At 58.4% G+C, this 25,388-nt stretch carries 24 protein-coding genes; all 24 read right to left on the reverse strand.

The features are described from left to right. Positions 1-14: 14 nt before the first annotated feature. On the reverse strand, positions 15-344 hold the full coding sequence (gene fliE, locus ABH909_RS24070) for a flagellar hook-basal body complex protein FliE (protein ID WP_008072611.1): 330 nt from the start codon (positions 342-344) through the stop codon (positions 15-17). A 342-nt stretch (positions 345-686) separates the two neighbouring features. Continuing rightward, complete coding sequence (locus tag ABH909_RS24075) at positions 687-2,072, reverse strand: sigma-54-dependent transcriptional regulator (protein WP_429437864.1); 1,386 nt, start codon at positions 2,070-2,072, stop codon at positions 687-689. Positions 2,073-2,077: 5 nt separating this feature from the next. Further along, positions 2,078-3,283, reverse strand: coding sequence for a sensor histidine kinase (locus tag ABH909_RS24080; protein ID WP_429440085.1), 1,206 nt, complete (start codon positions 3,281-3,283; stop codon positions 2,078-2,080). Between the two features lie 128 nt (positions 3,284-3,411). Continuing rightward, positions 3,412-4,887 carry a sigma-54 dependent transcriptional regulator gene (locus ABH909_RS24085; RefSeq protein WP_007894189.1) on the reverse strand — a complete coding sequence of 492 codons (1,476 nt, stop codon included), beginning with the start codon at positions 4,885-4,887 and terminating at the stop codon, positions 3,412-3,414. Positions 4,888-5,059: 172 nt separating this feature from the next. After that, a complete protein-coding gene (locus ABH909_RS24090) occupies positions 5,060-5,356 on the reverse strand; it encodes a hypothetical protein (protein WP_008006639.1) in 297 nt (98 codons plus the stop codon). Positions 5,357-5,366: 10 nt separating this feature from the next. After that, complete coding sequence (gene fliS, locus ABH909_RS24095; RefSeq protein ID WP_008072603.1) at positions 5,367-5,762, reverse strand: flagellar export chaperone FliS; 396 nt, start codon at positions 5,760-5,762, stop codon at positions 5,367-5,369. A 126-nt stretch (positions 5,763-5,888) separates the two neighbouring features. Further along, the gene (gene fliD / locus ABH909_RS24100; RefSeq protein WP_429437867.1) at positions 5,889-7,325 is read right to left on the reverse strand and encodes a flagellar filament capping protein FliD; all 1,437 of its coding nucleotides are present in this window, start codon (positions 7,323-7,325) and stop codon (positions 5,889-5,891) included. 82 nt (positions 7,326-7,407) lie between these two features. Next, a complete protein-coding gene (locus ABH909_RS24105) occupies positions 7,408-7,773 on the reverse strand; it encodes a flagellar protein FlaG (RefSeq protein ID WP_183680017.1) in 366 nt (121 codons plus the stop codon). Positions 7,774-7,844: 71 nt separating this feature from the next. Then, complete coding sequence (locus ABH909_RS24110; protein WP_095051749.1) at positions 7,845-8,696, reverse strand: flagellin domain-containing protein; 852 nt, start codon at positions 8,694-8,696, stop codon at positions 7,845-7,847. 255 nt (positions 8,697-8,951) lie between these two features. Beyond that, positions 8,952-9,221, reverse strand: a complete 270-nt coding sequence (locus ABH909_RS24115; RefSeq protein ID WP_429437870.1) for a hypothetical protein — start codon at positions 9,219-9,221, stop codon at positions 8,952-8,954. Beyond that, on the reverse strand, positions 9,218-10,510 hold the full coding sequence (locus ABH909_RS24120) for a motility associated factor glycosyltransferase family protein (RefSeq protein ID WP_429437872.1): 1,293 nt from the start codon (positions 10,508-10,510) through the stop codon (positions 9,218-9,220). The genes ABH909_RS24115 and ABH909_RS24120 overlap by 4 nt, the downstream gene beginning before the upstream one ends. Positions 10,511-10,593: 83 nt before the next feature. Further along, entirely contained in the window at positions 10,594-11,520 is a 927-nt protein-coding gene (locus ABH909_RS24125) for a ketoacyl-ACP synthase III (RefSeq protein WP_192345706.1), read from the reverse strand. Between the two features lie 230 nt (positions 11,521-11,750). Beyond that, positions 11,751-12,803: a pseudaminic acid synthase gene (gene pseI, locus ABH909_RS24130; protein ID WP_429437875.1), complete on the reverse strand. Its 1,053-nt coding sequence runs from the start codon at positions 12,801-12,803 to the stop codon at positions 11,751-11,753. Then, positions 12,800-14,299: a UDP-2,4-diacetamido-2,4,6-trideoxy-beta-L-altropyranose hydrolase gene (gene pseG, locus ABH909_RS24135; RefSeq protein WP_429437877.1), complete on the reverse strand. Its 1,500-nt coding sequence runs from the start codon at positions 14,297-14,299 to the stop codon at positions 12,800-12,802. The genes pseI and pseG overlap by 4 nt, the downstream gene beginning before the upstream one ends. After that, positions 14,296-14,991, reverse strand: a complete 696-nt coding sequence (pseF, locus tag ABH909_RS24140) for a pseudaminic acid cytidylyltransferase (protein ID WP_429437879.1) — start codon at positions 14,989-14,991, stop codon at positions 14,296-14,298. The genes pseG and pseF overlap by 4 nt, the downstream gene beginning before the upstream one ends. Positions 14,992-15,027: 36 nt before the next feature. Beyond that, positions 15,028-16,191 carry a UDP-4-amino-4,6-dideoxy-N-acetyl-beta-L-altrosamine transaminase gene (pseC, locus tag ABH909_RS24145; protein WP_429437882.1) on the reverse strand — a complete coding sequence of 388 codons (1,164 nt, stop codon included), beginning with the start codon at positions 16,189-16,191 and terminating at the stop codon, positions 15,028-15,030. Continuing rightward, the gene (gene pseB / locus ABH909_RS24150) at positions 16,188-17,189 is read right to left on the reverse strand and encodes a UDP-N-acetylglucosamine 4,6-dehydratase (inverting) (RefSeq protein WP_429437884.1); all 1,002 of its coding nucleotides are present in this window, start codon (positions 17,187-17,189) and stop codon (positions 16,188-16,190) included. The genes pseC and pseB overlap by 4 nt, the downstream gene beginning before the upstream one ends. A gap of 30 nt (positions 17,190-17,219) precedes the next feature. Then, a complete protein-coding gene (locus tag ABH909_RS24155) occupies positions 17,220-20,159 on the reverse strand; it encodes a TIGR00180 family glycosyltransferase (RefSeq protein ID WP_429437886.1) in 2,940 nt (979 codons plus the stop codon). 51 nt (positions 20,160-20,210) lie between these two features. Further along, complete coding sequence (locus ABH909_RS24160; protein ID WP_429437888.1) at positions 20,211-20,948, reverse strand: cephalosporin hydroxylase family protein; 738 nt, start codon at positions 20,946-20,948, stop codon at positions 20,211-20,213. 16 nt (positions 20,949-20,964) lie between these two features. After that, positions 20,965-22,035: a class I SAM-dependent methyltransferase gene (locus ABH909_RS24165; RefSeq protein WP_429437891.1), complete on the reverse strand. Its 1,071-nt coding sequence runs from the start codon at positions 22,033-22,035 to the stop codon at positions 20,965-20,967. Beyond that, a complete protein-coding gene (locus ABH909_RS24170) occupies positions 22,025-22,882 on the reverse strand; it encodes an NAD-dependent epimerase/dehydratase family protein (RefSeq protein ID WP_429437894.1) in 858 nt (285 codons plus the stop codon). Before ABH909_RS24170 ends, ABH909_RS24165 begins: the two co-directional genes overlap by 11 nt. A gap of 11 nt (positions 22,883-22,893) precedes the next feature. Continuing rightward, entirely contained in the window at positions 22,894-23,454 is a 561-nt protein-coding gene (gene rfbC, locus ABH909_RS24175) for a dTDP-4-dehydrorhamnose 3,5-epimerase (protein WP_429437896.1), read from the reverse strand. Then, entirely contained in the window at positions 23,451-24,533 is a 1,083-nt protein-coding gene (gene rfbG / locus ABH909_RS24180) for a CDP-glucose 4,6-dehydratase (protein WP_429437899.1), read from the reverse strand. The genes rfbC and rfbG overlap by 4 nt, the downstream gene beginning before the upstream one ends. Further along, on the reverse strand, positions 24,515-25,288 hold the full coding sequence (gene rfbF, locus ABH909_RS24185; RefSeq protein ID WP_183680040.1) for a glucose-1-phosphate cytidylyltransferase: 774 nt from the start codon (positions 25,286-25,288) through the stop codon (positions 24,515-24,517). Before rfbF ends, rfbG begins: the two co-directional genes overlap by 19 nt. Positions 25,289-25,388: the final 100 nt, after the last annotated feature.

The following is a 25,388-nucleotide window of genomic DNA, read 5'->3' on the forward strand; positions in this document are numbered from 1 at the left end:
ACTCAATCTCGTCCTTAAACCGGCATCTGCATGATGTCTTGGTATGCCTGAACCAGCTTGTTACGCACTTGGGTCAACGCTTGAAACGACACGCTGGCCTTCTGCGAGGAAATCATCACGTCCGTCAGGTCGACGCCGCTTTTACCGATCTCGAAAGCACTGGCCAACTGATTGGACGCTTGCTGAGTGTCGTTCACTTTATTGACGGCCTGACCGAGCATGTCGGAAAAGCTGCTGCCACCCAATTCAGGGACTGCGGCAGTCGATTTCGGCGCAGACATGGCATCCATTTGCATGGAGCGCATATCCAGCATCAACCGATTGAATTCAATACCTTGGCTCATGGTTTCTCTCTTTGACGAAGCTACGTCTGTGGCTACCCGCAATTTTTTGACACTCACTCGGCGGGTAGTGAGGTGTTAGCAACAAGGGTGCCAGCTCGGTGGCCGCTCTAAACAAAAGCCTTCCATGCTTTGCCTTAACCGCAAAACAGGGTGGGACCTGCCCTTTGTGGCGAGGGGGCTTGCCCCCGTTCGGCTACGCAGCAGTCGCAAAATCTGAGCACACAGCAAAAAGAAGGACCGCTTCGCGCTCCAACGGGGGCAAGCCCCCTCGCCACAAAAGCTCCCTCACTACAAAACTCCCTCACCACAAAGGCGTGCTTCCAGATTTGCTTGCATCAACTCTCAGGTGGCGAACAAGTACGCTTCCACGTCCATTCCGGCGTCACGCATTTGCGCCAGCTTGTAGCGCAAGGTGCGCGGACTGATGCCCAGTCGCTCGGCGGCTTCTTTGCGACGGCCGCGCTCGGAACGCAAGGTGTCGATGATCATCTGAAATTCACGGCGTCGCAGGTCATCGCCGAGTGCGCCCGCCGTTTCGGTTTCGACGTCTACGGCCCGCGTGGAAGTCGACGCCAATGGCGACAATGGCGCGCACGCCACAGGCCCGGCCAGGCAGAAATCCTGCGGCTGGATCAAGCCGCCTTGCTGCAGAATCAACGCACGCTGGATCGCGTTATCCAGCTCACGCACGTTGCCCGGCCACGGATAACCAATCAGGCACGCCTGCGCCTCGGGCGAGAGCTTCGCCGCGGCATGCTTCATTTTATTGACGTGTTTGGCCAGCAGTCGCTCGGCCAGCGGCAGGATATCGGCGGTGCGCTCGCGTAGCGGACGCCAGGCCAGCGGGAACACCGACAGGCGATAGTAAAGGTCTTCACGAAAACGCCCCGCCGCCACTTCGGCGGCCAGGTCACGGTTGGTGGTGGCGATCACTCGAATGTCCAGCGTGATCGGCTTGCGCGCGCCGACTCGCTCGACTTCACGCTCCTGCAATACCCGCAGCAACTTGGCCTGCAGGCTTAGGGGCATTTCGGAGATTTCATCGAGCAGAATTGTGCCGCCATCGGCCTGCTCGAACTTGCCGGCCTGCGCCGCAATGGCGCCCGTGAACGAGCCCTTTTCGTGACCGAACAAGGTGGCTTCAAGCATGTTGTCCGGGATCGCTGCGCAGTTGATCGCAATGAACGGCTGACTGGCGCGATGAGAATGCTGATGAATGTAACGCGCCAGCACTTCCTTGCCGGTCCCGGACTCACCGGAGATCAATACTGTGGAGTCACTGCGTGCCACCCGCGCCGCCAGTTGCAGCAATTGCGCGCTGGCCGGCTCGAACGCCACAGGCCCTTCATTTTCGGTCGCGCCCAGATTGCCCAGTGCGTGCCGCGCCACCAGATCGAGCAAGGCTTTGGGCTCGAAGGGTTTGACCAGATAATCCGCCGCGCCCTGACGCATGGCGTCGACCGCCCGCTCGACCGCACCGTGAGCGGTCATCAGTAATACAGGCAATTGCGGCTGACGCGCCCGCAGCAATCCAAGCAATTGATGACCATCCATGCCCGGCATGTTGACGTCGCTGAGCACCAGGTTAAATGCCTCGGTGCCCACCGCCGCCAGCGCCTCTTCCGCCGAACCGACCGCTGTGTAATCGTGCCCGGCAAGCAGCAGCGTATCGGCCAATGCTTCCCGTAGCGCGCGATCATCCTCGACCAGTAAAACCTTGATCGCCATGTCTTTCACTTCACTCCCTGAGCGCTGGGTTGTTCAGCAGAAAAAAGCGGCAAGATCACCTGCGCGCAAGTGCCGCGACCCGGCCGTGAGCGCAATTGCAATTCTCCCTGATGGGCACGGGCGACTGCCTTGACCACGGTCAGGCCCAGGCCGGTGCCGGTGGTTTTGGTGGTGAAAAACGGTTCACCCAGTCGCGCCAATACCTTCATGTCGATACCGCTGCCGCTGTCACTGACGCACAGGCGCAGATTGTTGCCACGGGTATACAGGTGAACCTTCAAACGAATGTCGCCAGTGCTGGCCTGGATGGCGTTCTCGATCAGGTTGAGGATCGCCCCGACCAACGTGTCGCGATTACACAGCAACTCACCGGCATGACTGTCGCACTGCCAGCGAATCGGCAAGTCCTGAACGTGGGTCAGCGCCGCCGCTTGCAGCGCCTGCATGAGCATCTTGGGGCTCACGCGATCGGTCAGCGGCAGCTCACCGCGGGCGAATACCAGCATGTCGCGAACCTGATGTTCGAGTTCATGCAGACGCTCTTTCAGGCGACCTGCAAACCGCTGCTGGGTCTCTACCGGCAACTCTTGCTCGGTCAAATGACTGGCGTAGAGCAGCGCAGCGGACAACGGCGTGCGAATCTGATGAGCCAACGAGGCAACCATACGCCCCAGAGACGACAAGCGTTCGTGGCGAGCCAATTGATCTTGAAGATGACGGGTTTCAGTCAGGTCGTTGAGCAACACCAACTGACCGGGTTCTGCGTCCAGCGAACGGGTAGCGATCGACAGACGTCGACCGTCCTTGAGAGAGATTTCGTGGCCGTCGTCTTCGCGTGGCGCAAAGCATCGCGCAATCACATGACGCCACAACTCGCCTTCCAGAGGCAGCCCGAGCAGTTCACTCGCTGCGGGATTCGCTTCGCGGACGATGCCTTGGGCGTCGATGACGATGACGCCGCCGGGCAATAGATCGAGGAGATTTTGCAGGCGATTGGCCAGACGTTCCTTTTCCGCCAGCTCCTGCATGCGCTGAGCACTGACCACCGCCAGCTCGCCCTTGAGCTCGGTGACCCGGGCTTCGAGCATGCTGTAGGAATCGGTCAATTGGCTCGACATTTGGCTGAACAGCGCAAATGCCTGCTCAAGGCCAAGCCGGCTTGCCTGCTCTACGGACGATGGTTGCCCCGAAGCATCAAGGGCAGGAGACATCTGGGCGGCTTGGGGCATCGGGATCTCTCGCGTGGTTGACCGTCAGTTAAACGGAACGTTGCGAGGGATGTAGCAATACCCGTGCCTAAAAAAAACTACCTATAAATGAAGGAGTTGAAAAACAGGCGTCAATCATCCGCCTGTTCATCACCGTCACGACGACTCATGCCGTACTTGCGCATCTTCTCCACCAGCGTGGTACGACGAATCCGCAGCCGTTCGGCCGCCCTCGCCACGATGCCATTGGCATCATCCAGCGCCTGCTGGATCAGCCCTTGTTCCAGACCACCGAGGTAATCCTTCAAGTCCAGGCCTTCCGGCGGCAGCAAGGCATTGGCGGTGAAGTCCGGGGTATGACCGTTAATGGCCACCCGCTCCTCAAGATCGCTGCGCAGGCTGTCGACCAGTTGCTCGTCTTCGTCATCGACGTAGCGGAATTTCTTCGGCAGCTCGACCACGCCAATCACACCGTACGGGTGCATGATCGCCATACGCTCCACCAGGTTGGCGAGCTCGCGAACGTTGCCCGGCCAGCCGTGACGACACAGCGACATGATCGCCGCCGAATTGAAACGGATCGAGCCGCGCTTCTCATGCTCCATGCGCGAGATCAACTCGTTCATCAACAGTGGGATGTCTTCGACACGCTCGCGCAATGGCGCCATCTCGATCGGGAACACGTTCAAGCGATAGTAGAGGTCTTCGCGGAAAGTGCCGATCTCGATCATGCTTTCGAGATTCTTGTGGGTCGCCGCAATGATCCGCACATCGACGCTTTGGGTCTTGTTGCTGCCCACGCGCTCGAAGGTGCGTTCCTGCAAGACGCGCAGCAGCTTGACCTGCATCGGCAACGGCATGTCGCCGATTTCGTCGAGGAACAAGGTACCGCCATTGGCCAGCTCGAAACGCCCGGCGCGACTGGTGATCGCTCCGGTGAAGGCGCCCTTCTCGTGACCGAACAATTCGCTTTCGAGCAACTCGGCCGGAATAGCACCGCAGTTGACCGGCACGAACGGCGCATCACGCCGCTTGGAGTGATAGTGCAGGTTGCGCGCGACCACTTCCTTGCCGGTCCCGGACTCACCGAGGATCAGCACGCTGGCATCAGTGTCGGCCACTTGCTGCATCATCTGACGGACGTGTTGAATCGCCCGGCTGGTGCCGACGAGGCTACGGAAAAGATTGGGTTCACGGTGACGACCGCGCTCACGCGCCTGGTCATACATCTCGCGATAGACCTGTGCACGGTGCAACGAGTCGAGCAATTTGCTGTAGCTGGGTGGCATTTCGAGAGTCGAAAGCACTCGACGACGCTGGTCTTCCGGCAAGTCAATGGAAGAATTATCGCCCATTAACAAAACTGGAAGGAACTCATCCCAGGTAGAGAGTGTCTTTAACAGGCCCAAAAGTGCACCAGGAGCATTTACCGTCCCGATGAGGACACAGATTACTTCACGACTTGATGACAAAGAGCCGACAGCCTGCTGCCAGTCATGGCTGCCACAGGGTAAATTTTCTTCGCCAAGAAAATTTAAAATCACCGCCAAATCGCGGCGGCGGACGCTATCGTCATCGATCAGCAGAATTTTGGTTTCACGCCACATGCAATAGCAACTTCCCTAGTCAACTCAATGCCCAAAATGAGGGGCAAGCTAGACGCTTGCAGACACGTTATGCCTGTAGACGCCTGAAATCTGGAACCAGCCACTAGTTAAGTCAAAAAACCGTGCACAGTCAAATTTATGGCGCACTATGTTTGGATTAACTGAGGGTTAACTAACCAAACAGATGGTAAACCTTTGCCGCGCTCTGCGCTTGGTGGATCTGCGACATCTCGTCGACTATCGCTTGGCGCTCTCCCGTAGCCGCCTCCAGAAGCTGTTTATATACCCCCAGCAACTCCTCAAGGTTATCGCGCAACGCGGCCTCGTCCACCGAAGCTTCACTCAAGACGTCTTCCATGCAGGAACGGCAAGCCAGGTCCAATTCACCAATGGCTTCCCAGTTGCGCTCGGCCAATGCACCGACGAGGGCATCCCGGGTTTGTTCGATTCGCTGCAAGACAAGACTCATGGTGATCTCCTTAAAACTGCGGACCCGGCGCGGCAATGGCATCCCAACCGTCTTTGACCGTGCGAAGCAGGTCGGCGACTTCGTCGAGAATTTTTGGATCGGTCTTGATATTGGCTTCAGCCAGACGCTTCATCATGTAGGTGTAGAGGTTATCCAGCTCAGTCACCGAATCGGCCTGATTTTCCAGATCCAGACCCTCACGCAGACCACCGATGATGCCGATGGCCTTGCCGATCAGAACGCCTTTGTTCGGGATATCCTTACGTTCCATCGCGCCTTTGGCCTGGGCGATACGATCCAGGCCGCCTTCCATCAGCATCTGCACCAAACGATGCGGGCTGGCTTCGGAAGTTTGCGCCTGAGCGCCAATCTTCTGGTATTGGCGAAGGGCTAACATTGGATTCATGTTGTACCTCATCAGAAATCTGTGGTTCGTATAACCAGTGTATCGACGACGCGTCAAAAAACTTTAGATTCAAAAACAAAAAGCCCGGAGCGTGAAAACGCTGCCGGGCTTTTGGCACTCTGGGTGTTATGAGTTCTTCTGCTGCGCGGTCATGGCTTCGAAAATCGATGTGATGTTACTGGCGGTGGCCTTTAACTTGCCGACCAGGGTGTCCATGTCGTTGTACTTTTTGGTCAGTACCGCGGTCAGGGTCTCGATTCGGCGATCCAGGGCGGCCTGATCATTGCTCAACTTGGTCTTTGTCTTGTTCAGGCTTGTTGTGCGCTGATCCAGAATACCGCCGGTATCGGAGAACGGCGCGATAGCCTTCTGCATGCGCGCCAGCAAACCATTGTCACTGCCAGTGTCGCCAACAAACAGCTTCTGGACTTCACCACCCAGCTTCTTGTCGTTCATGGCACTGGTGAACTTAGTGCTGTCGAAGTTGAGGGCACCGGTTTTCTGATCGGTGGTGATACCCAGCTGCGCCAGAACAGTCAGTTTCTCGCCCGCACCGGTTTCCGATAGCGGACCGCGCATGGCCGACAGAATCGAACGCGGCAACGCGTCGCCGGTCAATGCAGCAGCAACGGTGGGATTGCCGTCATCGTCGAGCGAAGGCTTGGTCAATGCTGTGATGCCATTGGCCAGAGCATTGTAGGCATCAACGAACTTCTGGATCGAAGCTTTCAGACCATCGTTGTTGCTGGCCACGGTGACGGTCGACATACCGGCTGCCACCAAGTTTAAGGTCAGCCCGGAAACGGCCTGGTCTACAGTATTGCTCTTGCTGGTCAGCTCCATGCCATCGATGGAGAATTTAGCATCAATGGCCGTAGCACCGATCGAACCGGCCGAGGCGGCAGTCATTGCCGGACCGCCGCTGGCGCCAACGACATTGCTGCCATCGATAGTCAGTTCCGAAATACCGCTGACGGAAATGTCGGAGCCCGCACCCGTCGTGGTCGAGCCAAGCACCAGGCGCGAACCAAAAGAGTCGGTGATGATGTTGGCACTGATCCCTGCGCCCTTGAGCGAGGCATCGGCATTGATCGAGTCGCGAACCGATTGCAGCGTCGCCCCGGCCTCGATGTCGAGGTTGTAAGTGCTGGCGCCCTGCTTGATGCTCAACGTACCCGCAGTGATCGGGCTGGTCGTACCGCCGGCGAACGCCGCGCTGGTGACTTTCGAGGATGTAGCCAGATTGTCCACTTTCACGACGTAGCTGCCGTTTACCGCCGAGTTGCTGGCAGTGGCGCCGACGATCTTCACATCGGAGGAAGTGGCTGCAAAACCCGGAAATTGCGGGCTAGTCGTGCTGCCCAGCCCCTTCATGGCCGTATTGAAGGCAGCCATCAACGACTTCAAGGTCCCGATACCGGAGATACTCGCGGTGTTGGTCGCAGTCCCACGATCGATCTGACCTTGCTTGGCCGCTTTGTCAGCGTTCACCAAGGCTTTGACGATGGCACCGGTATCAAGGCCAGAACCTAAACCCGTGCCCGGTAGGATTATACTTGCCATGTGAAACTCCCTTCAGTGTGTCGCCGGCCTTTTGACCACTACAACGCCCAAAAGAACATAGCAACAAAATTCGTGCCAGCTGTCAGACTTTTGCGCTGAACAACAGGCTGCTTGCATCATTCAAACTGTTCGCCAGCTTAAGGACTTCTTCGTTGGGGATTTGACGAATCACCTCACCGGAGTCACTGGCAATCACTTTGACCACTACTTTTCCTGAAGGCTCGTCAATCGAGAACTCCAGGTTGCGCTTGACTGACTGAACGAACTTTTCGATTTCCTGAACGGCCATCTTCAGTTTTTCCTGCTCGGTCTTGTCGCTTTTACCTTCTTCCTTGACGGCAACCACTGGCGCAGTTTCCGCTAGAGGCTTTTCCGCAGACTGATCGGCAACAGTCGTCGCCTGCTTGGCCACAGGATAAGACAAGTTCAACTTGACGCTCATATCCATGTCCATCACCTCTTAATGTAAAAAGCGAGAGAGCGCGACAAGCGCACTCCCCCGCCAAAACTTATCAGCTATTACTGAAGCAGTTTCAGTACAGCGGATGGCAGTTGGTTGGCTTGGGCCAGAACTGCGGTGGACGCTTGTTGCAGAGTTTGTTGCTTGGTCAGCTGTGCAGTTTCAGCAGCGAAGTCGGTATCTTGTACGCGACCCAGTGCAGCAGCGGCGTTTTCGTTGATGTTCTGCAAGTTGGAGATGGTGCTGGTCAGACGGTTTTGTGCAGCACCGAGGTCGGCACGAGTGGAGTTGATGGTCGACAGAGCAGCATCGATCGCATCCAACGCAGCAGCGGTGCTGGCTTCTGCGGTTGTGCCATCGGTACCGGTGATGGCAATAGCGTCACTATCAACGGCCAGTGTTACGGCATCGGTGCCGGCAGCCAGAGAGATGGTGATCTGGTTAGTCGCGCCAGTGTTGGAACCGACCTGGAAAGTCATGGTGCCGGCAGTGCCGTCGATCAGGTTCTTGCCGTTCAGGTTGGTCGAACTGGCGATACGAGTCAGTTCGTCCGACATCGAAGCGAATTCTTTGTTCAGAGCGACACGGTCAGCAGTACCGTTGGAGTCGTTTCGTGCTTGAACAGCCAGTTCACGCATACGCTGCAGAATGTTGGTCTGTTCCTGCATCGCGCCTTCAGCGGTCTGAGCGATCGAGATACCGTCGTTGGCGTTTTTGATCGCCATGGTCTGACCACGGATCTGCGAAGTCATACGGGTAGCGATCTGCAGGCCGGCGGCGTCGTCTTTGGCGCTGTTGATTTTCAGGCCGGAAGACAGACGAGTCATCGAAGTCGACAGAGCATCGGAAGCCTTGTTCAGGTTCTTCTGTACGTTCAACGATGTAACGTTAGTGTTTACTGTTAAAGCCATGACGAATTCCTCGTTGGTTGGGTACTGCGGCTTCCGGCCCTGGCAACCGCCGGGTATGGCCTAGAGAACCTTCGTAATAGTTATCGTCGGGATTGGAACTTGCTTTAGGGGATTTTGAAAAATATTTGCCATCACGTTGCCACCCCCCGCAATACAAGGGCTTGGCAGCGTGAGAGCAGCGAAATAAATGACGTCAGAGAAATGCCAGTGACGAAAATGGCGAGGGCTCGCCTGCACCGGCAGAAGAGAAATTGCTTAAATGGACAGACTGTCGCGCAGCAACTGGACCAGCTCATATTCCAGACAGTCCGCCAGCGCCAACCAGTTCTGCGTCTCCTGACACTCAAGCATCTGGCCGAGCAACAGCACCCACTGCTGCTGAACATCCTGCTGCGTCAGATCAAAAGACGGCTGCACCGCTCCGATCAATTCGATCATTGCCAGCCCTGCTTCTACTTCACGCCCCAAACGAAACAATGCCGCACATTGCTCTGAGTCGACGACAAAGGATTCAAACCCGCTCATGCCGCCAACTCCGGGTGAAAAGCCGTACCGGCGATCATCGCGCCTGCCCGACTGCTGTTATAGAAGCGCACCTGAGGATGCCCGGCGATAAATCGCTCCAGCTCACATAGATAGCTGCGGAAATTGAGCTGGGTTTTGATGCGCTGACCGTGACCATCGAGCACCCAGTGTTTAGCCGCGCCCAATTGTGGCCCCAGGTCGCCATCGTTCCAGCCGGCATGGGTCTTGTCATTGGGGAAGGCGAAGTCGGCACCGAACAGGGTGATCTGCGTTGCGCCGATCTTCACCGCAAGGTCCACCGCTGGGTGAATCACGCTGCCGCCGACATACAATTCGCCCTTGGGCCATTGCCTACGCAGCTGTTGGTAGATCGGGCTGGCGGAGTAACCGGTATACCGCGGCCCTTGCCAGGCCGCCAGCACCTGAGGGTCGATCATAGGCATGTACGCCAGGGTAATGTCGGTCGTACCCTCTGGCGGCAGATGCCGGGACGAAATACGCTGGTCGATGCTGACCACCACGTCCGGGCGAATGCCATGATTGAGCAGCGGCCGGTAGGCGGTATCGACACAAATGAACAACGGTCGCACCGCCTGCTCACGAATCGCCCGCAAGCGCTCGAAGTGCAGCTCAAGACTCGGCCCCGTGGCAATGACGAACGCTTCCTGCCCGACACAGGAACCGAACAACTCGGCCACATCACTATCGGCTTGTACAAGTTCCAGACTCGCTTGCAAGCGCTCGACGATGTCCGGGGCCTGAGGGTCGAATTCACGGTTATTGAACGCCAGGTGAGTTTCGCTGATCAGACGATCGCGGATCTTGGCATTGAAGTCATCAGCCAGCACCAGCTCTGAAGGCAGGGCAAAGAACGGCAAACAGATTTCAGCCGAATCACCGGCATAGTGCAGCTGGACACGCGGATCGCTGAGCCACGGCTGTTGGTCGAGCAATTGCAAGATCAGCGCAAAAACCGCGCCGTTCAGGATATGTACATGCAGCTGAATCAGCTCCGAACGCTGCAGCAGGTCCAGTTGAAGATCACCCAGTCCTGTGCCGTAAACGTGCAACACCGGACTGTCGAGCGGCAGGCTTTCGGCTTGAAGCTGCGCTTCGCGGGTGCGGTCATGGCGACTGGTCAACTGAATGCCGTTGATGCTCAACGTCGAACCTAGACCTTCAACCAGATCAGCCTGCAACAGGCTCGCGTCTTCAACCAGCAAGCGCGCAGACAGCAGCGGCCAGCGGCGCTGTATGACCTCGACGTTGCGCTCAAAGAACTCGCTCATGGAGCCTCGCTTTTCATTCGGGCAAAAAAATAGCGTTCAAGGTTACACCTTGAACGCTATTTTTGTGCCTGGCTTTTAGAAGCTCAAGGACGATAGATGATCGCCGAACCCCAGGACAAACCAACACCAAAACCGCTGAGCGCGACACGTTTCCACTTGGAATCGAGCACGTGTTTTTCCAGCAGCAACGGAATGCTCGACGACACGGTATTGCCGGTCTCGACCATGTCCTTGATGAACTTCTCCGGCTCGCCCTCGAAACGCCGCGCCACGGCGTCGACAATTGCCGCACTGCCCTGGTGAATGCAGAAGGCATCGATATCGTCAGCCGTCAGGCCCGAGTCGCCGAGCAGCTCATGCAAATGTGCGGGCACTTTGAGCAGCGCGAAGTTGAAGACCTGACGACCGTTCATGAAGAACACACCGTCGGAAACCTTCAGGTGCGGCGCGCCGGAACCGTCGGTGCCGAACTTGGCCTTGCCCAGCTGCCATGGCGCGTCTTCGCCCATCCAGGTCGCCGTGGCGGCATCGCCGAAAAGCATGGTGGTGTTGCGGTCTTCCGGGTCGACGATCTTGGAGTACGGATCAGCGGTCACCAGCAAGCCATTCTTCAGGCCCGCGGCTTCCATGAAGCCCTTGATGGCGTAGATGCCGTAGACATAACCCGAGCAGCCCAGGGAAATATCGAATGCCGCCACGGTGGTTGGCAGGCCCAGTTTGTCCTGAACGATGGCGGCGGTGTGCGGCAAGCCTTCTTCATCGCCGTTCTGGGTCACGACAATCAGCACGTCGATGGCTTCACGCTTCAAATCGGGATTGTTGGCGAACAGCGCGTTGACTGCCTCGACACACAGGTCGGAAGTTTCTTGCCCTGCATCTTTGCGCGGCAGGAAGGCCGAACCGATTTTGCCCAGGATGAATTCTTCATCCTTTTCGAATTTTGCACCTTGTGCGTAATTGTCCACGCCGGCTACAGGAACGTAGCTCGCAATGCTCTTTATGCCAATCATTACGGCTTCCCAATAATAAACAGCCCAATACCACCGCTCGCAAGGAATCGAGGGGCGCCGACAAACAACGAATAAATGCCGCCCTCGAGGGGTGACAGCGGGAAGAGTAAAAGGCCATCACTGAGTCAAAAAACAGACCAGGCGCCCTCTCCCCTTTTTATACAATACAGTGAAGATGCGCGTTATGACTCGCAGGTCACGCTATTTTGCCGAATCAGCCGCACAAGCGGTTATTCAACCAACGACCAATCCAGCGGTGTTCCGCGCTTGATGGCCTGACGAGCGCGGCGGCCCAGCAGGGTTTCAGCGTGTTTGGGGGCCAGCCCCAAGCCAGGCCGGATGGCCCGCAGATTGGCAACGGTGAAAGGCTCACCGGCGGCCATGTCCTGAGTGACGTATAGCGAGCGTCGGTATACCAGAGATTTGCGCTCGGCCTCGGTCACGCCGTAATGCACCTGGCCCATGGCCTGCCAGGCGCGTTCGGTTTCGATCACCAGGCTGGCGAGTTCAGCCGGTTCCAGGGAAAAACTGGCGTCCACGCCACCGGCGGCACGGTCGAGAGTGAAATGTTTCTCCACCACTGTCGCCCCCAGCGCTACCGCGGCAACGGACACTCCCACGCCCATCGAATGATCGGACAAACCGACTTCACAGCCAAACAGCTCCCGCAGATGTGGGATGGTGCGCACATTGCTGTTGGCCGGCGTCGCCGGGTAGGTGCTGGTGCACTTGAGCAACACCAGGTCCTTGCAACCGGCCTCACGGGCGGCGCGCACGGTTTCATCGAGTTCGGCGATGCTGGCCATGCCGGTGGAGATGATCAGCGGCTTGCCGGTGGCAGCGACTCGCCGGATCAACGGCACATCGGTGTTCTCGAAACTGGCGATCTTGTAGGCCGGCACGTCCAGGCCTTCGAGGAAGTCCACCGCGCTGTCATCGAACGGTGTGGAGAACGCCAGCATACCCAGCTCTTTGGCCCGGGCGAAAATCGGCGCGTGCCATTCCCATGGCGTATGGGCCTTCTCGTACAGCGCGTACAGTGAAGAACCGGCCCACAGGCTGTTGGGGTCCTTGATGAAGAACTCGCCTTCAGACAGATCCAGGGTCATGGTTTCGGCGGTGTAGGTTTGCAGCTTCAAAGCGTGCGCGCCGGCCTTGGCCGCGGCTTCGACGATGCGCAGCGCCACGTCCAGTGACTGGTTATGGTTGCCGCTCATTTCGGCAATGATGAACGGCGGCGCATCGGCTCCGATCAAGCGGTTGCCGATCTTGAAACTGGTCATGGGTGATCCTTTAAAACGCGTGTAAATGCACAAGCACTCTGGGTGAAACCTGCCTCGCGGAAAACTTTCAGCGACGCTGAATTGGCCGGCAGCACTTGAGCGGTGATGGTGTTCAGTCGCGGCCAATGAACGGTGACGAAGGCTTCGCCCCGCGCCAGCAGCGCCCTGCCCCAGCCCAGCCCAACTCGGCCTTCGAATAGATAAATCGAGACTTCGGCGCGAGCATCGTCGAGGTCATAACGCAGCACACCGACCGGGCCATCATCCGCTTCGGCGATCAACAGCAACCGCCGCGGATTACTCAGGCTCGCGGCCACCCAGGCCTGATGCCGTTGCCAGTCGATGACGTGGGTGTCCAGCGACCAGCGCCGGACCGCCTCGGCATTGCGCCCATCGAACAACAATTGCGCATCGTCCTGAGTGGCCTGACGAACCTGCAGCACCGCTCCCGCCAGCGCTGCCGCTACCCGCTGCGCCCCACGGCCATCAACCAACTGCCGCGAACGTTCGGCCAGACTCTGACGAATTCCCTGATTGCCCACGACAAAACCGATGGCTTGGCGCAACTGCTCGACGCTGACCTGTTCGTGGTTGCCCAGGAACACATGAGCACCGGAGGTCGCCATCACCTCGCCGTTGGCCTGCTGATTATTCGAAACTGCGATGCAGATCGTCGGCAGCCCCATGGCCGCCCGCTCCCAGCTGGTACCGCCACCGGCACCAATGAACAGATCGGCTTCGGTCATCAACTGATAGAAATCGCTGACAAAACGGTGCAGGCGCCAGTTTGGGCGATAGTCCACCAGACTCTGCATCTGCTCCCAGGCCGGGTTATCGGCACCCGCCACGAAATCGACTTCCAGCTCATGGAGGTCCGCCAGTGCCAACATTGCGTGGTGGGTCTGCATGGCCGCGTCGAAGCCGCCGAAGTTCACCAGCACGCGCCGGGCTCGAGGTTTGATCTCGATCGCCGGGCAACGGAACTCATCGCGCAGCAAGGCAAACCGTGGGCCGAGCAAAGTCTGGCAATCGGGCGTCAGCAGCGAGGCATAAGCCTCTGGCGTGCCTGACAGATTTTGATTGAGCAGCAGATCGACGCTGTATTGCCGAGTGGCCAAATCGTCCACCGCCGCGATTCGTGGAGCCCAGCGGCGGGCCGCGGTCTGCCAATGGTGATCGAGGCCATAGTGGTCGACGATGATCCAGTCGAAAGCCGGATGACTTTCCAATACTTGCCCCAGCGCGGCAATGTCTGCCTGCCAGGGCAGCATCGACTCGATGGCCTGCTGTGGGTCTTCATCGCGATAGCGCTCCGGCAGCGCGAAGGTCTCGAAACCCTCGGCCCGCAGGCTATCCAGTCGATGCCCGGGCAACAGACGACAGGCGAAGGCAACGTGCATGCCCTGCTTGCGCAATACCCTGGCCAGGGTCAGGCAGCGGGCAACGTGGCCACTGCCAATGGTTGGCGACGCGTCGGCGCGGATCAGTACTCTCATTGCAGCTCGCCACACGCCTTCAAGGCGGCATAGAGGTATTCGGCGCGTTTCCAGTCTTCGAGGGTGTCGATGTCTTGCACCAGATGCCGCGGCAGAATCACCGGCAGGCTTGCCGGCGAGAACAGCACATCGCCACGCAACCAGGCTTCGCTGCGCCCCCAGTAGAACTGGCCGGCATCCTGAAAAGCTTCGGGCAAGTCCTGGGAACGGGTCTCGCGAAATTCCGGGTAGAGCGAGGTCAAGGCGCCCTGCTCGTCGAGGGTCAAGGCCCGTTGTACCGGGAAGCCAAAACCGGCGACTGAAAACGCGAAAGACTTGTCCGGATGCTGCACCAGCAACTCATGCCCCTGACGCAGATAACGCGCCTGCAACAGGGGCGCCGTCGCGTAGACGCAGCACGCATAGTCGAACGGCGGCAATTGCTGCAAGGCATGTACGATCACCGCTGCAGTCCCGGTGAAATCATCAGCCAGCGTTGCGGGCCGCATGAACGGCACTTGAGCCCCATTGGTCCGTGCGACCTCGGCGATTTCTTCATCGTCAGTACTGACGATCACCTGGTCGAACAGGTTCGACGCCAGCGCCGTGCGAATCGAACGGACGATCATCGGCACGCCGTCGAACGGCTTGAGGTTCTTGCGCGGAATTCGCTTGCTGCCACCACGGGCCGGGATGATCGCAACACTGCTCAAGCGTCAGTACTCCTCAAGTCGCTATTCCTCAAATTGCTATGCCTCAAGAATCAGTCGTCGCAATTGCTCGACCACATAGTCCTGTTGTTCATCGCTCAGCAGAGGAAACAGCGGCAAGCTGATGGCCTCGGCGTAATAACGTTCGGCCTGGGGGAAATCCCCCTCGGCAAAACCCTGGTCGCGATAGTACGGCTGCAAGTGCAGAGGAATATAGTGCAGGTTCACACCCACCCCGGCTGCTCGCAAGCCTTCGAACACCTGTCGATGACTGAGGTTGATCCGCTCCGGCTGCAAGCGCACCACGTACAGATGCCACGCCGATTCGGCATCAGGCTGCGCGCCAGGCAAGGTCAGCGGCAAGTACGCCAACAAGCGCTCATAACGCGCCGCCAGCTCACGCCGACGCTCGATGAAACCATCGAGCTTGTTCAGCTGTGACAGACCGAGGGCCGCTTGCAGGTCGGTGATGCGGTAATTGAAGCCCAGCTCCACTTGCTGGTAGTACCAGGGGCCGTGGCTTGGCTCAGTCATTTGTGCAGGGTCACGGGTCATGCCGTGACTGCGCAGGCGCTGCAAGCACTCGGCCAGTTCCGGGCGATTGGTCAGGACCATGCCGCCTTCGGCGCTGGTGATGATCTTCACCGGATGAAAACTGAATACAGTCATTGCCGCGAATTCGCCGCAACCCACCGGGCGCCCGGCATAGGTTGCGCCGACCGCATGGGAAGCGTCCTCGATCACCGTAAAACCATAGCGCTCGGCCAATTCGGCGATCATGCGCATATCGCAGCTCTGCCCGGAGAACGCCACCGCCACCAATACTTTCGGCAGCGTGCCGTCGCGCTCGGCGATCTCAAGCTTCGATGCCAAGGCGTAGGCGTCGAGGTTCCAGGTCAGCGGATCGATGTCGACAAAATCGACATCCGCGCCGCAATAACGACCGCAGTTGGCCGAGGCCAGAAAGGTGTTCGGCGTGGTCCATAACCGATCGCCCGGCCCGAGGCCGGCGGCGAGACAGGCAATGTGCAGCGCCGCCGTGGCATTGCACACCGCCACCGCGAAATCGGCCTGGCAACGCTCGGCCATGGCCTGTTCGAAACGCTCGATGGTCGGCCCTTGCGTCAGCCAGTCGGACTGCAACACGGCAACCACCGCGTCGATGTCTGCCTGATCGAGACTTTGCCGACCGTAGGGAATCATGCCGACAGCTCCGCGTGCAGATCAGCGATCTGGCCGACCGACAGAAAGTGCGGATTAGTGTCGGAACGGTACTCGAAATCTTCGCTCACCGGCCGGCCCTGCTCGCCCAGTTTGTCGACGGCAAAATCCACGTCGACGCTGGTGAAACGAATCGACGGCTGAATGGTGTAGTGATCATCGAACTCCAGGGTCATGCGCGCATCATCCAGCGGCACCATCAGCTCATGGAGTTTTTCCCCCGGACGAATGCCGACGTTCTTGTGCGGCAAATGTCCAGCCATGCCCCGCGCCAGATCGACGATGCGAATCGACGGGATCTTCGGCACGAACACTTCACCGCCGTGCATGCGGGCGAAGCTGTCGAGCACAAACTTCACACCGTGATCGAGGGTGATCCAGAAACGCGTCATGCGTTCATCGGTGATCGGCAGCTCTTTGGCGCCCTCGGCAATCAGTTTGCTGAAGAACGGCACCACTGAACCCCGAGAACCGGCGACGTTGCCATAGCGAACCACGGCAAAGCGGGTCTGCTGTTCACCGGCAATGTTGTTGGCGGCCACGAACAGTTTGTCCGATAGCAGCTTGGTCGCACCGTACAGGTTGATCGGGCTGGCCGCCTTGTCGGTAGACAGTGCGACGACTTTTTTCACGCCGTTATCGATCGCCGCAGCGATGATATTTTCCGCGCCGTTGACGTTGGTGCGAATGCATTCGGTGGGGTTGTATTCCGCCGCTGGCACTTGTTTCAAGGCCGCGGCATGCACCACGTAATCGATGCCGCGCATGGCCTGACGCAAACGCTCGGCATCGCGCACATCACCAATGAAGTAACGCATGCACGGCGCGTTGAAAGTCTGCTGCATCTCATACTGCTTGAGCTCATCGCGGGAGAACACCACCACCCGCTTGGGCTGGTATTGCTCCAGCAAGCGGCGAATGAAGTTGCGCCCGAACGAGCCGGTGCCGCCAGAGATGAAAATCGATTTACCGTTGAACATGCCTTGAGTCCTTTTACCTGTCAGCCAGGCTTATGCGAGCAACTGCGCCCAGTTCACGCTAGTCGGTTCGCTGAGAGTAAAGCCCTTGCCGGTCAAGGCCAGGTTCTGGTTGTAGGCTGAATCCTGTTCGAAGCGCGATTGCCACTTGTCGCGCAGAGCGGTACGGGCCTGGGTTGACTCAGGCAGCACGCCCGGGTGCAACAGTTGCGCTTGTGGCGTCCAGACAGTGAGGTAACCGGCCTCGGCGACTTTCAGGCACAGGTCGACATCAGCGAAGGCCTCGTCAAAATGCTCTTCGTCCAGGCCTCCGACCGCTTCATACAAGTCCTTGCGAATCATCAGGCACGCACCGGACACCGCCGAATAGTTCTGCTCCACTTGATGGCCATTCAGATAGCCTTTGGCGTCTTTACGCTCACCGATAAACGCCGAGTCAATATCGCCATTCAAACCCAGGACCAACCCGGCCTGGGTGGTGATGCCACGAATGTCCATCAATTTGGCGCCAACGATGCCGACCTCCGGACGCTGAGCCTGATTGAGCAGGGCATCGAGCCAATTGGCATTGATCACTTCGGACTCTGCCGACAGCAACACCAGGTAGTCTCCTTTGGCCTGGGCGCAGGCAAAATTATTCAGCGCCGAGGCACTCAGGCGCTGACCGCTGCGCACGACACGAATGCGATCGCCTTTGCCCTCAAGGCTGCTCAGCCATTCGGCCAGTTCTGGCGATTGGCTGTGGTTGTCGGCAATCAGCACTTCGTGACGCTGGTAGCGGGTGCGTTGCAGTACGCTGACCAATGCACGTTGCAGGTGTTCCAGGTTGTCCTGGCTCTGGAGGATGATCGAAACCATCGGTCGCTGAGCGTGTTGATAGTCGATCTGCCAGGTCTGCGGCAGCGTCGAGTTGACCTGACCGCGATACCCACGATTGGTCAGATGCCGGCTCAAGACCTGACGTTCCTGAACATTCTCTTCAGTGGCCGGCGCGTTGCAGATCAGCAAGGGTTCGGCCAGATGAGCCAGACCACCGAGACCGCCGTCTTCGATCAGACGCAGCAACAGGTCAAACTCCAGGGCCTGGGTGTACTCGGTCGAGAAGCCTCTGGCCTGAGCCAACACGTCACGCTGGATCAACCAATGCCGCGCCATCAGTGACGGCACGGTTTGCAGCAGGTCGAGGTTGACGCCTGGGCGGAATACATCCGCCAGAGAACCGTTGGCCTGACGCTGAATTTCATCCATCGCCACCGCACGCACACTCTCGGCACCGATCAGCTCAAGGCTGGCGCGCAGCAACCCGCTTGGGGTCAACTGGTCTCCGGCCTCGGCCAGCAGCAGCCAGTCGACAGACCACTGGGCGACGATCTGGTTGATGCGCTCAACGTAGTTGGCAGTGGTGACTTTAACGAAGTGCACGGTGTCGCGCACCGACGTGGTCGCCGGCAAGTCACCGGTAGTGAAGACCACCACTTTGAAGGCTTTGCAGTGGCCGTTGACCAAGCTATCGAAGGTCGCCTGCAACTTAAACATGTCTGCGTCCAGATCAAGCAGCAGAATGCCGAATTGTGGGCCACCATTGTGCCTGGCCAGATGTTCGGAGATCGCTGAAAGTTGAGCGGTATCGGGATTGCGCGCTTCGATCCAGTCGAGCAAACGCCCGGACGGCATGTTCTGAAACAGTGTGCGGTCATCCTGCCCCGGTACCGAATCCAGACGTGTGGCCCATGCTTGAAGCTTGAGCTTCTCATTCTGGTCTTCGCTGCCTTCGAGCGACTCGATCAGGCGCTTGACCACCGACCGGTTGAACCGGTTAAGACTCAGTGCCTCCCACAAACGGGCGCGGATGGTGCGGTCGTTGTCGTTAGGCTGAATTCGCATCAACTCATGCTGCTTGAGCAAGATGCCTTCCAGCTCCTGAAGTTGCAGGCGACCGGCGGGCATCGCGTGCAGCAGGAATTCGAACTCGGTCAACAGGTCGAACATCGGTTTGTTGTAGAACGGCATTTCGACGAACTGCTCGGGGCCGAACGAGCGAACCGGCTCGCGCCCCACCTCGATCCAGGCCGAACGGAAGATCAGGGTAGCTCTGAGCGAACGACCTTCGAGCAGACAGTCGGCCATGGCGGTAAAACTGTCCAGAACAATCTGTTTGACCCGGGCCGGGTCGCTGTCACTGGCACTGAACTGCGTCGGGATCGAGGCCAGGAATTGCGCAAACTGCTCGCGGTCGGCAACGGTTTTCGCATCTTTGTACATCAGCACGGTCAACACATTGGTTTGGTGATCCGAGGCGCCATAATTGGCCTCACGCACAGCGTAGGGAATCGGCAAGATCCGCGCCTTGGAACACGCCAGCAGGTAGAACGCGTGGCCGATTTCCTGCCACTCGAAACTGGTGCCGGGAGGCAACAGGCTGTACCACTGTTGCAGCAGGTCCGTGCGGGTCACCGCATAGAACGGCGGCAGGAACTGGCCCATGAATTCCATTACCCGACCTTCAGGCTGTTGCGAGTTGTAATCCTCTTGCACCCTTTGGTCGCGGCGGTAGTAGTTCACTTCGGTGGCACGGGCCAGGTACATCATCCCGTAGCCATGGCACAGGCCATAGTCAGGGTTGGCTTCAAGAAACTCCACCGACTCGGTCAGGGCATCCTGCAACAGGAAGTCGTCATCGGCAGCAAACACCATGTACGGCGTGGTGACCTGATTGACGCCGTAGGTGAGTTTTTCCTGCAGCCCTTGATAGGTGTATTGCGGCAAGTGGCGATAGTCGACTGACGGGAAGTCCCGGGCCATGTGCTCATCGCCCTCAACGGACGAATCCAGAACCAGAATCGTACAAGGATAGTTACTGTAGTACTGCAAAGTACGCCGCAGGAACGCGTTCCGGTTGTGGGAAATCACCACCACCGTGAACCGCTCGCTCAGCGGCGCAACGTTGTTTTGAGCACTGTTTTGAACCTGCATCTTTCCATCCCCACAACCGGCCAATCGCCAAGAACCTGAAACCACTTTTGATTAACGAACGCGACGCAGATAACCATCCGGCGCTACGGTGATCAGCAGCTTGTTTTGCAGTTGCTGGTCAATTTCGAAGTCCTTGTTCTCTTCCAGGTACTTCCATACCGCAGTCTTCGGGTTGTCGCCCGGGCCCCATGGTCGATCCGGAAAGAAATCGGCCGGCATGTCTTCGACCACGGTGTCCATGACCACGCAGTAGCTGTCCACCGAAACCAGTGGCGCATACAGACGCAGCTCTTCGAGCACGTGGTCGTGGGTGTGGTTGGAGTCCAGCACCAGAATGACTTTCTTGCCTTCGGCGGCAGCGCGCACTTGTGCGGCGATCGCAGGATCGATGCTCGAGCCTTCGATCATCTTGATGCGCTTGCTCATCGGGTGGCTTTCGATGGCTTCGCGGTTGTGCGCACGGATGTCCAGGTCGATGCCCAGCACTTCGCCGTGGCCTTGCAGCTCCAGCAAGGAGGCGTAGTAGATGATCGAACCGCCGTGGGCAATGCCGCACTCGATCACCAGATCCGGTTTGACCTGCCAGATGATTTCCTGCATCGCCATCATGTCTTGCGGCAGCTGGATGATCGGACGGCCCATCCACGAGAAGTGGTAGCTGTATTTGTGCTTGGCCGATTCGTTGAAAAACTCTTGGGCCAGGCCGGTGAGTTTCTGGTCGTCACCTTGCTGGGCGATCTGTTCCCGGCATTCGGCTTCGAAGGCTTTGTTGATGCTGTTGTCGGTCATTTCAGAATCTCAATAGTCACTGGAACGAAGCGCTGTCGACGGCGTGATAGACGTAGTGTCCACCGGTCATCCGCTTGATTTCTTCGAGGTAGTTGGAGTTCATCACAAACAGGTTGGCGCCTTTGGGCAAGGCATCCATGGCCTCTTGCGGTGAGGACACCTGCACGCCGCTCAGAGGTAGATAACGACCCTGTTTGGCCGGATTGATATCCACCACGCGATCCACCGCCACGCCCGCTCGTTGCAGGAAAAGCGAATAAATCACGCCTTTGGACGACGCGCCCCAGATCGCCGAACCTTGCTCAGGCGCCGCTTGAATGATCTGCACCGCACGGTCGAGGCTGACAGTGAAATGTTCCGACAGCGTCAGCAACGATGGTGCCTCGACCGGCATGCGGCGCAACGTCGACAGATCCGCAACGATGTACAGGTACTGACCACCGAAAAGGTGCCCCGCCTCGAGCACCGTTCCGAACATTGCGCGCAAATCCGCACGACGGAAGTAATTCACGTGCTCGTAGAAAACATCGAACCAGGCGTTGTGCTCAACAATCCAGTCGAAGCACGGCACTTCGATGTAAATCTGCCCACCATGGTTGGCACGGGCAATTTCAGCCAGGAAACTGACCGGGTCGCTGATATGTTCCAGCACGTGGCGCAGGACGATCGCTTCGGCGGCCAGTCCCAGTTCCCGGGTGAAAGGGGCTTTGATCACTTCGGCATTGTCACCTTCATAGGAAGGATCGATCCCGGTGATGGCATAGCCAAGCCCCCGAAGCATCTCCAGGAAGTAGCCTTTGCCGCAGCCGACTTCAATCAGGCTTTTACTCTTGAAATGACGTGCCAGGATCGCTTCGACATCATTCAGGTGCTGCTGAAATTGCGCCGAATGGGCCTGTTCGTTTTGATAGTCGGCGTCATAGCAGAGTTTGCTTGCGTCAAATGCCTGGTTGAAGATGAGCCCGCTCCGGCTGTCCTGCACCAGCACAATATCCGCGCTGCCCGACACCTGCGCCTGTTCAGCACTGGCAAACGTGCGGTTCTGCAGAACCGGCAGCCCGGACGCTCGATAGAGTTCATGCTGCATGCTCTTCTCCCGTCAGTTGCGAAATCCGCTGGGCAACACCCCAAAACGCCATGGGTTCATGGACGGAATAACCGTAGTGCCCAAGATTCAGGACGATGGAGGATTGGCGCTCGCGCACACGCTGCTCAACCAGCGCCCGCACGGACACCGGTTGGCCGCTGCAACAGTTGATCACGCCATCGACATCGCGACGGGCAATGAGTGATGCAAGCCGGGAAGCGGCCTGCCTGATGTCCAGGTAGTCACGCAACTGGTCGCCCTTCGACATATTGAACTGCGTGTCACCGGCGTCGATGGCCCGGTCGAGACTGGCCAACAAGCTGTTGGGGTTCTGTCCCTCGCCATGCAGATAGAACAGCCGTACCCACTGCAATGTGAACGCGCGCTCACGCTGCAAGGCTTCGAGGAACAGGCGCAACGTGTGTTTGGCCAGGCCATAGGGGGTGCAAGGCTGTGCGGCCATCGCCTCACTTAACGGGCCACTTTGCAGCCCATACTCAAAACAGGTTCCAGTGACCAGCACCTGGCTGACACCGGCCTCGATCACCCGCTTGAGAAACGCGTAATCCAATGGCAGGTTTCGCTCGAAATGGAACAGTGCCTGGTAGTTCGGCAGGCCGGCCCACGCCAGATGCGCAATAGCATCCATGCCATCGGCCAGGCTTTCCATGTCTAGATCCGGTGTGTGGATATCCGCGGCGACAAACTCCACTTCATCGAACCACGGCATGGCACGCGCAGCTACGATATTTCGAGAAACCGCACGGACCTTGAAGCCTTTGGCGAGCAAGGCGCTGATCAGATGCCGGCCGACAAAACCGGTGGCGCCAGTAACCAGCACTGTCATGGGGTGCCCCATCACAGTTCGACTCCGCTGAAGTCTTTGTTCAGCTGTGGATGGCACGCATCTTTGGCCGACAGATTCTTGACGGGCAATGGCCAAGGGATCGACAGCGCAGGATCTGTGACCGACAGGCCTGCTTCATGATCCGGCGCGTAGTCCGCGTCTGTCAGATAGAGCACTTCCGAGTCGTCGGTCAGGGATTGAAAACCATGAGCGAAACCCGCCGGAATCAGCAAACTGCGCCCATCATCGGCCTGTAACTCTTCGGCGTGCCACTGCAAATACGTCGGTGACTGGGGCCGCAGATCCACCACCACGTCCCACACCGCACCACGTATGCAGGTGATCAGCTTGGACTCTGCATGACCAGCTTTCTGATAGTGCAGGCCACGCACACTCCCCTTTTCAGCCGTACGCGAATGGTTGATCTGACGTATGGCAAACGGGCGGCCTTGCAATGTCAGACGGGTCTGGCAAAACAGCCGGGCAAACCGGCCTCGATCATCGCAGAACACTTTTTGCTGGATCAGATACAACCCTTCCAGCGCCAGCGTCTGGAGCGTGAACTCAGTCATGACCGTTCCCTGTAGAAATTCAATTGACACAAAGTCATCGTGCGCATGTCGTCACCGTTCTGCCACGCCAGATGCCAATCGAGGGTCTGGGTCAGGCATTGCTGCAACGACCAGCGTGGTTGCCAGCCAAGCAACTGACGAGCGCGACTGCTATCCAGGCGCAGCAAGCCTGCTTCGTGCAAATCACTGGGTTCGATGCGCAATCCACGTGCTTGCGGCCAGCGGTTGGCGAGCAACTCGACCACTTCTCCGACGCTGCACATATCGGCTTCGCTCGGGCCGAAGTTCCATGCACCGGCAAACTCAGGGCCTTGTTCGTAGAGACCGGCAGCCAGTTGCAGATAACCGGCCAGCGGCTCTAGGGCGTGTTGCCATGGGCGCACGGCGTGCGGGTAGCGCAGGGTCACCGGTTCGTCGGCTGACCAGGCTTTGAGTACATCGGGAATCAGGCGCTCCGGGGCAAAGTCGCCACCACCCAGTACGTTGCCGGCACGGGCAGTGGCCAACGCCAGGCCGTGCTCGGCATACTTTTCGGCGGGGAAAAATGACGCGGCATAAGACTGGGCCAGCAACTCGCAGCAAGCCTTGCTGCTGCTGTACGGATCGTGACCACCGAGCGCTTCGTCCTCGCGGTAGGGCCACAGCCATTCCTTGTTGGCATAGACCTTGTCGGTGGTCACCAGCACGCAGGCACGCACGCCGCCGACCTGACGGATCGCTTCGAGCAGGTTGAGCGTGCCCATGACATTGCTGGAGTAGGTACCCAGCGGGTCGCGATAGCCTTCGCGCACCAGCGGCTGGGCCGCCAGGTGCAGGACGATTTGCGGCTGCGTCTCGGCGATCAGTTCCAGCAGGGCACCGAGGTCACGCAGATCGCCGCGTTGGTCATTGATGCCTTCGTGCACCCGCGCCAGTTCGAACAGGCTTGGCTCAGTAGACGGGTCGAGGGCAAAACCGCTGACCTCGGCACCGAGGCTTTGCAGCCACAGAGTCAGCCAACTGCCCTTGAAACCGGTGTGCCCGGTGACCAGCACCCGTTTGCCGCACCAGAATTGCGGGCTCAGTCCCATTGTTTCCATGGGGCCTCCCCACTCTGCCACAGTGCTTCGAGGTGGTTCTTGTCGCGCAGGGTATCCATCGGTTGCCAGAAACCCGAGTGCTCGAAGGCACGCAATTGCTCAAGCTCGGCCAGACGCATCAGCGGCTCCGCTTCCCAACTGGTCGCATCACCCGCGATGTAGCGCAGTACCTGCGGTGACAGGACAAAAAAACCACCATTGATCCAGCCACCATCACCACGTGGCTTTTCCGTGAACCCCATTACCTGGTCGCCAACGCGTTGCAGGGCGCCATAACGACCTGGGGGTTGCACAGCGGTGACGGTGGCCAACTTGCCGTGGCCCTCATGAAAATTCAGCAACGCACTGATATCGACATCGGAGACGCCATCGCCATAGGTGAAGCAAAAGGCATTTTCGCCTTTCAGATAGGGCTGCGCGCGCAACAGACGGCCACCGGTCATGGTTTCCTCGCCGGTGTCGATGAGGGTGACGCTCCACGGCTCGCTGAAGTTCTGGTGAACATCCATGCGGTTATTGCGCATGTCGAAGGTGACGTCGGAGGTGTGCAGGAAGTAGTTGGCGAAGAAGTCCTTGATCGCGTATCCCTTGTAGCCAAGGCAAATCACGAAGTCATGAATTCCGTGGGCGGAGTACTGTTTCATGATGTGCCAAAGAATTGGCTTGCCGCCGATCTCGATCATCGGCTTGGGCTTGAGGTGCGACTCTTCGCTGATGCGCGTACCGAGACCACCTGCCAGAATTACTGCCTTCATCGCTGTCCTCTTGCTCTTCGTACGGCGCGGCAGCCCCTCGGGGGGCGGCGAACCGTCAGATGCACATCATTTACCCGCAGCCACTGGGCCACTCACGCTC

Source organism: Pseudomonas sp. BS3782 TE3695, from assembly GCF_050435305.1.
Taxonomy (GTDB): Bacteria; Pseudomonadota; Gammaproteobacteria; order Pseudomonadales; family Pseudomonadaceae; genus Aquipseudomonas.